Below are 12,890 nucleotides of genomic sequence, written 5' to 3'. Positions count from 1 at the left end.
CCCCCGACGACCATCGGAAGAAGACGTGACCATCACCGACACCCCGGCACCGCTCTCGGCCGCCGACGACCTCACCCGGCAGCTCCTCGACCGGCGGACCGAGCCCGCCGAGAACCCCCAGCTGGAGGCGCTGGCCCTGGCGGTCACCGCCAACCTGCCCGTCCTGCTGTGGGGCGAGCCCGGCATCGGCAAGTCCGCCGGGCTGGAGCGCCTCGCCCTGGAGCTGGGGCTGCCGCTGGAGACCGTGATCGCCAGCGTCCACGAGCCCTCCGACTTCTCCGGCCTGCCCGTGGTCGGCGACGACCCGGCCCGCGACGGGGTGCCCATGGCGCCCCCGGCGTGGGCGGTGCGGCTGGCCGCGCAGGGCACCGGACTGCTGTTCTTCGACGAGCTGTCCTCCGCCCCGCCCGCCGTCCAGGCCGCGCTGCTGCGGGTGGTCCTGGAACGCCGGGTCGGCAGCCTGGAGCTGCCTCCGGCGGTGCGGATCGTGGCCGCCGCCAACCCTCCCTCCAGCGCCGCCGACGGCTGGCACCTGGCCCCGCCGCTGGCCAACCGGTTCGTGCACCTGCGCTGGACCCACGACCCGCGCACCGTCGCCCGCGGCATGACGGGGGTGTGGCCCGCGGCGTCGATGCCGCTGGTCGCCCCCGACCGGGTGGCCACGGCGATCGCGCAGGCGCGCGGTGTGGTGTCCGGCTTCCTCACCGCCCGCCCCGGCCTGGCGCACAGCCTCCCCGAGGACGCGGAGGGGCGGGGCGGCCCCTGGCCCTCGCCGCGGACCTGGGAGATGGTGCTGCGGCTGCTGGCCACCGGCAACGCCGCCGGCGCCTCCCCGGAGGCGACCTCGGCGGCGGTGGTCGGCGCCATCGGCGACGGGGCCGGGCTGGAGCTGCTCACCTACATGGAGCAGCTCGACCTGCCGGACCCGAACCGGGTGCTCGCCGACCCCGGGGCGTTCGCGCTCCCCGAGCGGGGCGACCGCCAGCTGGCGTTCCTGACGGCGGTGGTGTCGGCGGTGCGCAGCGAGCCGACCCGGCGCCGCTGGGAGGCGGGCTGGCAGGTGCTGGCCAAGGCCGTGGAGGCGGGGGTCCCCGACGTGGCCGCGCGGGCCGCCACCGACCTGGCGATGATGCGCGACCCGGGCTGGCCGGTGCCCGAGGACATCGACGCGTTCGTGGACCTGCTGCGGCTGTCCGGCGCGCTCCCGGGGAACTGACGCGATGGCCACCGGGGAAGGGACCGGGGAGAAGACCGGGGGGACCGCGGAGGAGACCGTCGTCCGGCTGGACCGGACCAGACTGCTGGCGGCCCGCTACCGGGCCGCCCAGGAGCGCCCCTACCTGGCGTCCGCCCTGTACTCGCTGACCATCGTGGAGAGCCGCCTGGTGCCCACGATGGGGGTGGACCGCCGGTGGCGGTGCTACGTGTCGCCGGACTTCGTGGCCCGTACGCCCGTCCCGGAGCTGGCGGGCGTGTGGATCCACGAGGTGTCCCACCTGCTGCGCGACCACCACGGGCGCAGCGACCGGCTGCCCGCCGCCGATCAGCGCGACCACCTGCGGGTCAACGTCGCCCAGGACTGCGAGATCAACGACGACATCCTCGCCGACGGACTGGAGCTGCCCGAGGGGACGATGAGCCCCAAGAGGTTCGGGATGCCCGACGGGCTGCTGTTCGAGGCCTACCTGCGGCTGCTGCCCGAGGAGGTCAGGACGCCCGACTGCGGGTCGGGGGCGCACGGTGCGGGCCGCCCCTGGGAGGAGGCCGGACAGGGCGTCGGCGGGGTCGGCGACGTGGAGGCCGACGCACTGCGCCGGGCCACCGCCGAGGCGATGCGCTCCCACCAGCGCAGCCGGGGCAGCCTGCCGGGGGGCTGGAGGCGGTGGGCGGAGGAGATCCTCCAGCCCACCGTGGACTGGCGCCGGGTGCTGGCGGGGGCGGTGCGCGAGGCGCTGGCCTGGGCCGGGGGCGCGGTGGACTACACCTACTCCCGGCCCTCCCGGCGCAGCGGGGCGCTGCGCGGGGTGGTCCTGCCGAGCCTGCGCCGCCCGATGCCCCGGGTGGCGGTGGTGGTGGACACCTCCGGTTCCATGGGAGAGGACGACCTGGCGGCGGCGCTGGCCGAGATCTCCGGCGTGCTCAAGGAGGTGGGCGTGGGCAGGGAGCGGGTGGCGGTGCTGGCCTGCGACGCCGACGTGCAGGCTGCCCGCCGGGTGACCTCCGCCGAGCAGGTGGAGCTGCTGGGCGGCGGGGGGACGGACATGCGGGTGGGCATCGAGGCGGCGCTGCGCGCCCCGCAGCGCCCGCAGGTGGTGGTCGTGCTCACCGACGGGTACACGCCTTGGCCGTCCGAGCCCGCGTCCGCCCGGGTGGTGGCGGCGCTGATCGGGGAGGCCCCGCCGGAGCCTCCCCCGTGGATCGAGACGGTGCGCGTCACCCGCTGAGCGCCTTCCGGGCACCCGCGCTCCCGCGCTCCGGCGCTCCGGCGTCGGCCCCGGCCGGGCCGCGCCCCGCGTCTTCGCGGGTCGCGGACGCCCCCGGCCGCCCCGGAGCCGGGACCGCGCTCCGGGGCGGGAGGCCGCCGTACCGCCCGGCACACCGCCGCCCGGTCGTCCCGGGCAGGGCACCGCGTTCTCCGCCCCGCGCCGGGACCCGCGCCGGGACCCGCACCGGGCCCCGGCGCGGGGCGCCTCCCGTCCCCCGTCCTCCCCGGCCCGCCCGGCGGCGGGCCCGCCGCCGGAGTCCTTTCCCCGGTGGGGCCCGGCGGGCCGGGGCCGGGGTCCCCGGCCCCGGCCGCGTCACTCCAGGGTGACGGTGGCGACGGCGGTGCCGGGTTCGTCGCAGACCAGGTACAGGTCGCGCACCCCGGTGGCGGCGGAGGTGTCCGACCCCACGACCGTGAAGTCGTAGGGCCCCTCCCCCGCCGGGACGCGCAGCAGCGCCAGGGTCGGGCCCGCGGCGGGGTCTTCGAGCACCGCCCGCAGCTCCGCCGCGCGCCCGGCGTTGGCCAGCACCCGGATGCCGGTCACCCCGGTGAGGTCCGTGTCGCGGAACAGCAGCCGGGCGCCCGGCTCCGTGAACCGCACCGCGTCCCCGCGCTCGGGCGTGAGCGGGCACAGCGCGGTGCCGTGCGCCTCCTCGTACCCGGCGGCCGACCAGGTGCCGCGGCGGACCGCGGGCGGCTCACCGGGCACGACCAGCGGGACGGTCCCCCGGATGTCGGCGGCCGAGCGCCCCACCAGGACCTCGCGGGGCGCCTCCTCCACGGTGAAGCGTTCGCGGACGGTGTCCCAGCGGGCCAGGTCGGCCACGTCGAACGCGACCTCGGCGACGGCCTCCTCCCCGGGTTCCAGCCGCAGCCGGGCGAAGCCGCGCAGCGCCCGCACCGGGACCCGCACCCGGGAGGAGAGCTGGCGGGTGTACACCTGCACGACCTCCTCCAGCGGCCGGTCGCCGGGGTTGGCCACCGGCACCCGCACGGTCACCCGGCCGTCGCCGACCACCGCCTCCGGCTCCCCGTAGACGGGCTCGGCGTAGCCCAGCCCGTGGCCGAACGGGAACAGGGGGTCCCCCTCGAAGTACAGGTAGGTGGCCCCGGAGCCGATGACGTCGTAGTCCAGGAGGCCGGGCAGGTCGTCGCCGGACCGGTACCAGGTCTGGGTGAGCCGCCCGGCGGGCTCGGCGTCGCCGAACAGGACGTCGGCCAGGGCGTGTCCGTACTCCTGCCCGCCGTGCGCCGACCACAGCACCGCGGGCACGTTCTCGGCGGCCCAGGTCACCGCGAAGGGGCAGCCGCTGCTCACCACCAGCACCGAGGCCGGGTTGGCCGAGCGCACCATGCGGACCAGGTGCCGCTGGGCGGCGGGCAGCTCCAGGTCGGCCCGGTCCTCGGTCTCCCGCCCGTTGACCATGGGGTGGTCGCCGACGACCACCACGGCGACGTCGGCGGTGGCCGCGGCCCGGGCGGCCTCCAGGGCGCCGGAGGACACCCGGTCGAGCCAGAACGGGCAGGCGCCGCCGGGCTCCTCCACCAGGGCCAGGACTCCGTCCGCGCGCACGCCGACCCGCCTCCCGGTGTGGACCTGGACCAGGTGGTAGGGGCCCTCGGGGCCGTCCGCCCCGGTGGCCTCCTCCAGCCGCAGGGTCTGGCGGACCTCCCAGCCGCCCGGCCCGGGGGCGGTGCAGGCCAGGGAGCCGTCGGGGGCCTCGTCCAGGTGCAGCCCGGTGCGCTCCGAGCGCAGGGTGAACGCGCCGCCGCCCCAGTCCAGCAGGGCGAAGGCGTCGCCGTCGCCCTTGCCCAGTCGCAGCGGCTCCCCGGCCTCCGGTTCGACGACCGCCGTCACCAGGGAGGACAGCCGGACGCGGTCGGCGCCGTCGTGGTGGACGACCTCGACGCGCTCGGCGATGCCCTCCCGCGCGGTGACGGTGTAGGGCGGGGTCCCGCTGTACCAGTCCGTCAGGACGGTGTCGGCGAGCGGGCCGACGACCGCGACGCGGCGCACGCCGCGCAGCGGCAGCACGCCGTCCTCGTTGCGGAGCAGGACCAGGGAGCGGGTCGCCGCCTCCCGGGCCAGGGCCCGGTGGGCGGGGGTGTCCAGGGAGCCCCCGGGGGCGGGACCGGGGTCGAACTCGCCCAGGCGCAGCCGCACCGAGAGCACGTGGCGGACCGCCCGCTCCACGTCCTCGTCGGTGAGCAGCCCGCGCCGCAGCGCCTCCCGGAGGTGGTCCAGGGTGGCCTCGGGCCGGTCGTCGTCCTGGGTGAAGGAGTCCAGCCCGGCCCGCACCGCGTGGGCGTAGGCGGTGGGGCCGTCGGGGTGGAAGCCCTGGAGTCCGAAGAGGTTGCCGGGCGCCATCGCGTCGCTGACCACGAGCAGGTCGTCGGGGGCGGCCGCGCGCAGCGCCTCCCCGATGAGCGGGCTCAGGTGGGCGGGCCTGCCGTTGACCAGGTTGTAGGAGGGCATCACCGCGACGGCCGCGCCCGAGCGCAGGGCGGGCAGGTGGGCGGGCAGCTCGTACTCGTGCAGGACCCGGGGCGGCAGGTCGCTGGAGGTGGTGCACCGGTCGGTCTCGTTGTTGTAGCCGAGGAAGTGCTTGACGGTGGGCGCGGTGCGCAGCCGCGGCCCGTCCCCGGCCAGTCCGCGGGCGTAGGCGGTGGACAGCAGCCCGGTGAGCCAGGGGTCCTCCGACCAGCCCTCCTCGTTGCGGCCCCAGCGGGGGTCGCGCAGCGGGTTGACGACCGGCGCCCACACGTTGCGCCCGGCGCCGCGGTCGCGGGCGGCCAGGACCTCGTCGGCGACGGCCTCCCCGACCCGGCGCACCAGCTCCGGGTCCCAGGTCGCGGCCAGGCCCAGGGCCTGTGGGAAGACGGTGGCGGTGCCCAGCCAGGCGAGGCCGTGCAGGGCCTCGGTCCCGGTGCGGAACCCGGCCAGGCCCAGCCGGGGGACGGCCGCCTGGTACTGGTGCAGCAGCCCGAGCCGCTCCTCGGTGGTGAGCGCGGCGACCAGGGCCGCCAGGCGCTCCCCGTCCGGCCGGGACGGGTCGGTGGCGGCGGGGTCGGTGACCGGGTTGCTCATGGGGCGTCCGTCTCTCCTGGGTGCCAATGCCCACCGAAATCGAAACGCTTCGACTTCGTTCCGCGCCGAACCCTTGTGCGGCAGATCACGGTGGACTAACTTGCTTTTTCCAACGGCCGAACAATTCATAGCAAAATGGCCGCTCGTTTCCTACCCCCCGGGCCCTGAGGGGCCACCGCACGAAGGAACGACGCTATGCCCCTCCACCCCCCGTTCACCAGTCGGCGCCGCTTCCTCGGGCTCGCCGGCGCCGGCGCCCTCGCCGCCCTCTCCCCCGCCGTCCTGACCTCCTGCTCCTCCGGAGGCGGCGGCGGGACCGGCGGCGGATCCGCGGCCGAGGCCGGATCCCTCGACTCGCTGATCCCCACCCACATCCCCTTCGAGGGGGTCGTCCCCGACATCCCGGGGCAGCACGGCGCCCCCGACGGGTTCACCTCCTACCCCGCCGACTTCATCCAGGCCGTCCCCGAGCCCCCGGGCCGGGGCGGGAGCTACACGGCGATGACCCCGCTGTGGGGCCCGCTCCCGCCCGGCCTGGGGAACAACTCGTTCTTCGACCACGTCAACGAGCGCCTGGGCGCCACCGTCGAGTTCAACTTCCTGGACGGCAACACCGTCATCGACAAGATGAACGCGCTCGTCGCCGGGCGCGACGTCGCCGACATCACGATGTTCCCCGACTGGGTCATCAACCTCCTCGCCCAGTTCAACCGCGCCGTCGGCGAGCTGTTCGAGGACCTGACCCCGTACCTGGCCGGGGACGCGGCGGCCGCGTACCCGCTGCTCGCCAACCTCGACAGCGACGCCTGGCGCTGGAACGTCTTCAACGAGCGGCTCCAGGGCGTGCCCTGGCCGTCGGAGCCGTTCGGCAACTGGGTGCTGTACCGGCGCGACCTGCTGGAGGAGTACGGCCTGGAGGTGCCCACCAGCACCGACGACCTGTTCGCGATCGGGGAGGAGGTCAACGACCCCGACAACAACCGGTGGGCGTTCGGGGACTTCAACCTCAGCATGCGGCAGATCTTCGGGGCGCCCAAGCAGTGGCGCTACGAGAACGGCGAGCTCATCCACATGTTCGAGACCGAGGAGTGGCGGGCGAGCGTGGAGTTCATGCGCCGGATCTTCGACGCCGGGCTCGTGCACCCCGACATCGTGGCCAAGGGCGACAACGCCAAGGAGCTGTTCAACTCCGGCCGCATCCTCTTCACCCAGGACGGCATCGGCGCCTGGCACGAGTCGTACGGGCAGATGCTCGGCGACGACCCCGACTTCCGCGTGGACCTGATGCCGGTGTTCGGCGTGGGCGGGGCCGACCCCGTCATGCACCGCAGCGACCCCTCCGCGCAGTCGGTCTTCGTCCGCAAGGGCATGGAGCCCGAGCGGATCGAGGAGGTGCTGGGCATCCTGAACTTCTGCGCCGCGCCCTTCGGCACCCGGGAGTACATGGACTACCGGTACGGCGCCGAGGGCGTCCACCACGAGCTCGACGACAACGGCGCCCCGCAGCTCACCGACCTGGGCTCGGGCGAGGTCAACGACGGCTACTACTTCATCAGCGGCCGCCCGCCGGCGATCACCGAGAGCCAGTACCCGGACTTCGTGCAGTGGAAGACCGACTGGTACAACCACGCGGCGCAGTTCACCGAGGACGACCCGTTCGCGGGCATCCGCATCCAGCGGCCGGAGCGGTTCGCCGGAGCCGAGACCCCGCTCACCGACAAGGTCGAGGACATCATCCGCGGCCGGGAGGACCTGGGCGCGCTGGACCAGGCCGTCGCGGACTGGCGCCGCGACGGCGGCGACGAGGGGCGCGAGTTCTACCACGGCGTCCTCCAGGAGCACGGCCGTGACTGAGCGGGCCACGGCCCCCGCCCCCGCCCCGGACCGGGAGCCCGCGCCGCCGCGCCCGCGGCGCGGGCGCCCGGCGGGGCGGGGCCGCGGGCCCCGGGCCGCGGGGAGGCCGGGGCTGCGGGCGCGGTGGCTGCGCGACCGCAGCCTGCTGCTGATGACGCTGCCGGCGATCGGCCTGCTCGCGGTGTTCCACTACGTCCCCACGTTCGGGAACATCATCGCGTTCCAGCAGTACAACCCGTGGGACGGGGTGATCGGAAGCCCCTGGGTGGGCCTGTACCAGTTCGAGCGGCTGTTCACCGACCCCCGGTTCTGGAACGCGGTGGGCAACACGCTGGTCATCGCCTCCGTCCAGCTGGTGTTCTTCTTCCCGGTGCCGATCGCGCTGGCGATCCTGCTGGACAGCGTGCTGACCCGCCGGGTGCGGCTGGTGCTCCAGAGCATCGTCTACATGCCGCACTTCTTCTCGTGGGTGCTGGTGGTGACGCTGTTCCAGCAGATCCTGGGCGGGGCCGGGCTGATCTCGCAGGCGCTGCGGGGCGCCGGGTACGCGCCGCTGGACATGATGACCAACCCCGACGCGTTCCTGCTGGTCGTGACCTCCCAGATGGTCTGGAAGGACGCCGGGTGGGGGACGATCATCTTCCTGGCGGCGCTGGCCGCCATCGACCAGAACCTGTACGAGTCTGCGGCCGTGGACGGGGCGAACCGGTGGCGGCGGATGTGGCACATCACGCTGCCCGGGCTTCGGCCGGTCATCGTGCTGCTGCTGATCCTCAAGCTCGGCGACATCCTCAACGTCGGCTTCGAGCAGTTCTACCTCCAACGGGACGCCTTCGGTTCGGGCGTCTCGGAGGTCCTGGACACGTACGTCTACCACCAGACCCTGGTCACCGGGAACTTCAGCGCCGGTGCGGCGGCGGGCCTGCTCAAGGGCGTCGTCGGGCTCGTGCTGATCCTGGCGGCCAACAAGCTGGCCCACATGATGGGCGAACACGGGGTGTACCGACGGTCATGAGCACACTGTTCGAGAGCCGCCCGGTCTGGGCGGAGCGGCCGTCCCTGCCGGCCCGCGCCGCCAAGAACACCGTCCTGGTGGTCGTGGCGGTCGTCATCCTGCTGCCGATCTACGTCGTGGTCCTCACCAGCCTGTCGCCCGCCTCCGCGGTCACCGCCGCGGGCGGGCTGGTGGTGGTCCCCGGCGGGATCTCGTTCCAGGCGTACGCGGACCTGTTCTCCGGGGGCGTGGTCACCCGGGCGGTGCTGGTGAGCCTGGGGGTGACCGCGGTGGGCACCCTGGTGAGCCTGGCCGCGACGGTCCTGGCCGCCTACGGGCTGTCCCGGCCGGGGTCCCTGCTGCACCGGCCCCTGCTGTTCGCGGTGCTGCTGACGTTCCTGTTCGCCCCCGGGATGATCCCGCTGTACCTGCTGGTCAGCGACCTGGGGATGATCGACTCCTACGCGTCGCTGATCCTGCCGACGGCGGTGAACGCGTTCAACCTGGTGGTGATGCGGGCGTTCTTCATGAACCTGCCCGGGGAGATCGCCGACAGCGCCCGGATCGACGGGGCCGGGGAGTGGACGATCCTCACCCGCCTGGTGCTGCCGATGTCCAAGGGGGTCACGGCGGTGGTGGGGCTGTTCTACGCCGTGGGCTACTGGAACGCCTTCTTCAACGCGATCCTGTACCTCAACGACAACGCCAAGTGGCCGCTCCAGCTGATCCTGCGCCAGTACGTGCAGCAGGGCCAGCAGCTCAACTCGAACTCGCTGATCGGCGACGCGGTCCAGGGCACCGCCTCGGCGCCCAACCTGGCCGTGCAGATGGCGATCGTGGTGGTGGCGCTGGTGCCGGTGACGGTCATCTACCCGCTGGTGCAGAAGCACTTCACCAAGGGCGTCATCATCGGCGCCGTCAAGGGCTGAGGCGCCCGGAACCGGCGGCCGGAGCCCTCGGCCCGTGACCCGGACCGGGCCCGGCCGCCCCCACCGGTCGGCCGGGCCCGGTCCGGGTCACGGCCACTGGTCGTAGATGTCCCGGCGGTTTCCGACGGTGACGACCCAGACCCACACGATCGGTTGCCCTTCGTCGTCCTTGTCGAGTGTGTAGACGGCCCGGTAGTCGCCGACCCTCAGACGCCAGTGGCCCTGATGCCCGACCAGTGGCTTGACGTCGAAAGCACTGGTGTCACCGGCGTCCAGGGCGTCTTGGAGCTCGGACAGCCGGCGCAGGATCCTGGTCGCCTCGCTGCGGGGTATGCGGCGCATCTTGCGCCGTGCATCAGGGGCGAACCGGGTGATATGCCGCTTCACTCCTGTCCCTGGGCCACTTCGCGAGCCATCTCCTCAAGCGAGACGGAGGGTTCACGCCCCTCCTTCTCGGCTTCGGCCGCAAGGCGGCTGAGCCAGGCGTCCTCGGCCGCTTCCTCGATGGCCAGGAGGCGGTGGTACTCGTCGACGTCGAGGAGTACGGCCGTGGTACGCCCCCTCTGGGTGATGAAGGTCGGTGTGCGGTCGTGGCGTGCACGGTCGATCGCGTCGGCGAGGTGGCGCCGGACCTCGGACATCGTCTCTTTCACGGGTGTATTCATGCAACCAATGTACCGGGTGTACATCTATCGCCAAAAGAGTGTCGGATCTTCCCGGGACGCGGGCCCGGCCGCCCCCACCGGTCGGCCGGGCCCGGTCCGGGCGCGGGGGCGCTGTGCGCCCCCGCGCCGGGTCAGCCGCAGTCCTCCCCGTTCAGGGAGAGGGCGCGCGGGGTTCCGGGCTCACCGTCGACGAACCCGTTGAACCCGACCGTCAGCGACGCACCGGGGGCGATGCGGGCGTTCCAGCCGGAGTCGGAGACCACCACGGACGCGCCGTCCTGGCGGTGCGTGCCGTTCCACAGGCTGGTGATCTCCTCGCCCGCGGTGAAGTCCCAGGCCAGGTCCCAGCCGTCCACCGCCTCCGTCCCGGTGTTGGTGACGGTGACGGAGGCCTGGAACCCGCCGGGCCAGGTGTTGTTCACGGAGTAGTCCCAGGTGCAGTCGGCGGTTCCGGGGCCCTCGGTCGGCCCCCCGGTGGGCTCCTCCGTGGGCTCCCCGGTGGGCTCCTCCGTCGGCTCCTCGGAGGGGCCTCCGGTGCCCGGCCCGCCGTCGGCGAGGTCGCCGTAGACGATGCCGCGGCCGTTGGTGCCGATGTAGACCCGCCCGTAGACGTCGGGGTCGCCGGTCACGACGGCCCCGGTCCACCCCCACTGGTGGCGGTCGTCGTTGATGCGCACCCAGGTCCCACCCGCGTCGTCGGAGCGGAAGATGCCGCGCACCCCGTCGATCCGCGAGCTGGTGTACACCGCCGGGTAGTCGGCGCCGGGAGCGGGCGCGCCGAAGCCCACCGCGTCGCCCTCGTCGACCGCCTCCACGGCCTCGAAGGACGCCCCGGCGTCGGTTGTGCGCCACATCCCGTAGTGGTCGCCGGTGCCTCCCGCGACCCACACGTCGCCGGTGTGCCCCGGCACCGCGCCGAACCGGATGTTGCCCTCGGCGGGCAGCCCGTCGTACCCGGCCTCGAACGTGGCCCCGCCGTCGGTGCTCGTGTAGAAGGTGCCGCCGGAGACCGCGTAGAACACGTCCGGGTCCACCCGGTCGGCCTCCACCCGCGCCCCCGCCGGGACGCCCGAGGAGGCGCTCCAGGACGACCCCAGGGTCGTGGAGACGTGGACGCCGGTCCCGTCGGGGCTCCACACGATCCGCGAGCCGTCGGCGTTGACCGCGACGGTCCCGCCGCCGGTCACCCCGCCGGGCTCCTGGCCGGCCCACCAGGAGCCTCCGCCGCTCGTGGAGATCCCGATGGCGGCCTCCTCGCCGTCGCCGCCGACCCGGACCAGGGTGTCGGGCGCCAGCTCGGCGTGGTCGACCGAGCTGCCGTGCCCCCAGGAGGGCTGCTGGTACACCCGGTCCGGGACGGTGTCCAGGTCCTCGTGGGTGAACCCGCCCAGGTCGAGCAGGGCCGAGTGCAGCGGCGCGCCGTCCCCCGCCGGGCTGGTGAGGTCGTTGACGGCGGTCTCCTCGATGCCGTGCGCCTTCACCTCGATGGTGAACTTCGTGTCGGAGTCCCAGTTCGTCAGCTCGTCGGAGCCGTACACGGTGGCGCCGGTGCCGTACAGGAACCGGTCGGAGTCGAACGGGTCGATGGCCATGGCCTGGGTCATCCAGCCCAGTTTGGGCTGTGTCTCGGGCGGCTCGCCCGCGCTCCCCCAGTCCAGCCAGGGCGCCGTGGAGATGTCCATCTCGTAGCGGGTGGTGCGCTCCGGGTAGGAGCCCCAGTCCCACGCCCGGGTCCAGGTGTCCCCGCCGTCGGTGCTCCGGAAGATCTGGATGTCGGGCCACCAGGAGATCTGGGTGGCGACCATGAGGGTGTCCGGGTCCTGCCGGTCGACGGTCAGCCCGCCGTACCCGAAGTAGGAGTCCTCGCTCTCGAGGGGGACCGGGCTGACGTCGGTCCACTCCCCGGTGGCGGTGTCCAGCCGCAGCACCTGTCCGGCGTCCCCGTCGTAGGGGCCGGGGGTGCTGGTGGTGGCCACGTACAGCCGGTCGTTCTCGTGGTCCAGGACGCCGTGCGCGGGCAGGTAGCCGGTGGGCGTCCCGGGGACGGGCTCCCAGGTGTCGCCGCCGTCGGTGCTGCGGTAGAGGGGGTCGTCGAGGTCGGCGACGCCCGCGTAGACGTCCTGCGTGGGCTCGCCCGGGGACCCGGTGTCGGGGTCGAAGGCCACCCAGGTGACGCCGATGACGTCGTCGAGCAGGCCGTTGGGGTCGTCGGGGTCCTGCACGTAGTCGCCGGGGTTGGGGAACGCGGTCACCTCGGACCAGGTGGCGCCGAAGTCGGTGCTGCGCCACAGGCCGTGGCCGCCCCGGGCGCCGAAGTACACGACCGAGTTGTCGTTGGGGTCCACGGCCAGGCGCTCGCCCAGTCCGCGGCCGGGCATGTTGCCGCCGAGCTTGAAGGGCAGCTCGGTGGACTCCCAGGTCTCGCCGCGGTCGTCGGAGCGCAGGATCGCCCCGTTGTTCGGGTCCCAGTCGTTGGTGTAGGTGCCCACCGCGGCGTAGACGCGGTCGGGGTCCACGGGGTCGGCGGCGATGGAGACGACGCCGGTCCACCCCCACTGGTCCCATCCGACCCAGTCGAGGAGGGGGGTCCAGCGTTCGCCGCCGGGGTCCAGCCGGTAGGCGCCGCCGATGTCGGTGCGGGCGTAGGCGAGGCCCGGCTCGGCCTCGCTGAAGACGATGCCGGGGACGAACCCGCCGCCGGCGATCTGAACGTTGTCCCAGCTGTAGTCGGCCTGTGCGGCGGCCGGTGCGGGTGCGGCGGCCGCGGCGGCGCCGACCGCGGCGAGCGGTACCGCCAGGGCCAGGGCCGCGACGGCCGCGACGGGTGTCCGGTGCCGCGGTCTCGGGGGTCGGGAGGGCATGCGTGGCTCCTGAA

9 protein-coding genes are annotated in these 12,890 nt (G+C 74.1%); 5 read left to right on the top strand and 4 right to left on the bottom strand.

What is annotated here, in order from left to right; all coding sequences use genetic code 11:
- Positions 1-25: 25 nt before the first annotated feature.
- On the top strand, positions 26-1,216 hold the full coding sequence (locus ACSUPR_RS18255; protein WP_436885849.1) for an AAA family ATPase: 1,191 nt from the start codon (positions 26-28) through the stop codon (positions 1,214-1,216).
- Between the two features lie 4 nt (positions 1,217-1,220).
- Entirely contained in the window at positions 1,221-2,444 is a 1,224-nt protein-coding gene (locus tag ACSUPR_RS18250) for a vWA domain-containing protein (RefSeq protein ID WP_436885847.1), read from the top strand.
- Between the two features lie 354 nt (positions 2,445-2,798).
- Here ACSUPR_RS18250 and ACSUPR_RS18245 read toward each other — a convergent pair whose 3' ends face one another.
- Entirely contained in the window at positions 2,799-5,573 is a 2,775-nt protein-coding gene (locus ACSUPR_RS18245; protein WP_436885845.1) for a glycoside hydrolase family 3 C-terminal domain-containing protein, read from the bottom strand.
- 195 nt (positions 5,574-5,768) lie between these two features.
- Between ACSUPR_RS18245 and ACSUPR_RS18240 the strand changes: the two genes are divergently transcribed.
- The 3 genes from ACSUPR_RS18240 to ACSUPR_RS18230 are packed head-to-tail and all read left to right on the top strand — an operon-like array spanning position 5,769 to position 9,350.
- The gene (locus ACSUPR_RS18240) at positions 5,769-7,427 is read left to right on the top strand and encodes an extracellular solute-binding protein (RefSeq protein ID WP_436885843.1); all 1,659 of its coding nucleotides are present in this window, start codon (positions 5,769-5,771) and stop codon (positions 7,425-7,427) included.
- On the top strand, positions 7,420-8,442 hold the full coding sequence (locus ACSUPR_RS18235) for an ABC transporter permease (protein ID WP_436885841.1): 1,023 nt from the start codon (positions 7,420-7,422) through the stop codon (positions 8,440-8,442). Before ACSUPR_RS18240 ends, ACSUPR_RS18235 begins: the two co-directional genes overlap by 8 nt.
- Positions 8,439-9,350: a carbohydrate ABC transporter permease gene (locus ACSUPR_RS18230; protein WP_436885839.1), complete on the top strand. Its 912-nt coding sequence runs from the start codon at positions 8,439-8,441 to the stop codon at positions 9,348-9,350. The genes ACSUPR_RS18235 and ACSUPR_RS18230 overlap by 4 nt, the downstream gene beginning before the upstream one ends.
- 87 nt (positions 9,351-9,437) lie before the next feature.
- On the opposite strand, the gene ACSUPR_RS18225 is transcribed toward ACSUPR_RS18230, so the two are convergent.
- From ACSUPR_RS18225 to ACSUPR_RS18215, 3 genes are all read right to left on the bottom strand, one after another.
- Entirely contained in the window at positions 9,438-9,692 is a 255-nt protein-coding gene (locus tag ACSUPR_RS18225) for a type II toxin-antitoxin system RelE family toxin (protein ID WP_436885837.1), read from the bottom strand.
- A 41-nt stretch (positions 9,693-9,733) separates the two neighbouring features.
- Positions 9,734-10,015 (bottom strand): type II toxin-antitoxin system Phd/YefM family antitoxin, encoded by a 282-nt coding sequence (locus ACSUPR_RS18220; RefSeq protein ID WP_436885835.1) that lies wholly within the window; start codon positions 10,013-10,015, stop codon positions 9,734-9,736.
- Between the two features lie 131 nt (positions 10,016-10,146).
- Positions 10,147-12,876 carry a cellulose binding domain-containing protein gene (locus ACSUPR_RS18215; protein WP_436885834.1) on the bottom strand — a complete coding sequence of 910 codons (2,730 nt, stop codon included), beginning with the start codon at positions 12,874-12,876 and terminating at the stop codon, positions 10,147-10,149.
- Positions 12,877-12,890: the final 14 nt, after the last annotated feature.

It is taken from the genome of Nocardiopsis dassonvillei (genome assembly GCF_964273065.1).
Classification (GTDB): Bacteria; Actinomycetota; Actinomycetes; order Streptosporangiales; family Streptosporangiaceae; genus Nocardiopsis; species Nocardiopsis dassonvillei_B.
This window is presented reverse-complemented; position numbering and strand designations above follow the sequence as displayed.

Bases quoted from the DNA above. Each gene is read 5' to 3' on its own strand.
- ACSUPR_RS18240 (WP_436885843.1), top strand. From the start codon at position 5,769: ATGCCCCTCCACCCCCCGTTCACCAGTCGGCGCCGCTTCCTCGGGCTC.
- ACSUPR_RS18245 (WP_436885845.1), bottom strand. From the start codon at position 5,573: ATGAGCAACCCGGTCACCGACCCCGCCGCCACCGACCCGTCCCGGCCG.
- ACSUPR_RS18220 (WP_436885835.1), bottom strand. From the start codon at position 10,015: ATGAATACACCCGTGAAAGAGACGATGTCCGAGGTCCGGCGCCACCTC.
- ACSUPR_RS18230 (WP_436885839.1), top strand. From the start codon at position 8,439: ATGAGCACACTGTTCGAGAGCCGCCCGGTCTGGGCGGAGCGGCCGTCC.
- ACSUPR_RS18250 (WP_436885847.1), top strand. From the start codon at position 1,221: ATGGCCACCGGGGAAGGGACCGGGGAGAAGACCGGGGGGACCGCGGAG.
- ACSUPR_RS18225 (WP_436885837.1), bottom strand. From the start codon at position 9,692: ATGCGCCGCATACCCCGCAGCGAGGCGACCAGGATCCTGCGCCGGCTG.
- ACSUPR_RS18215 (WP_436885834.1), bottom strand. From the start codon at position 12,876: ATGCCCTCCCGACCCCCGAGACCGCGGCACCGGACACCCGTCGCGGCC.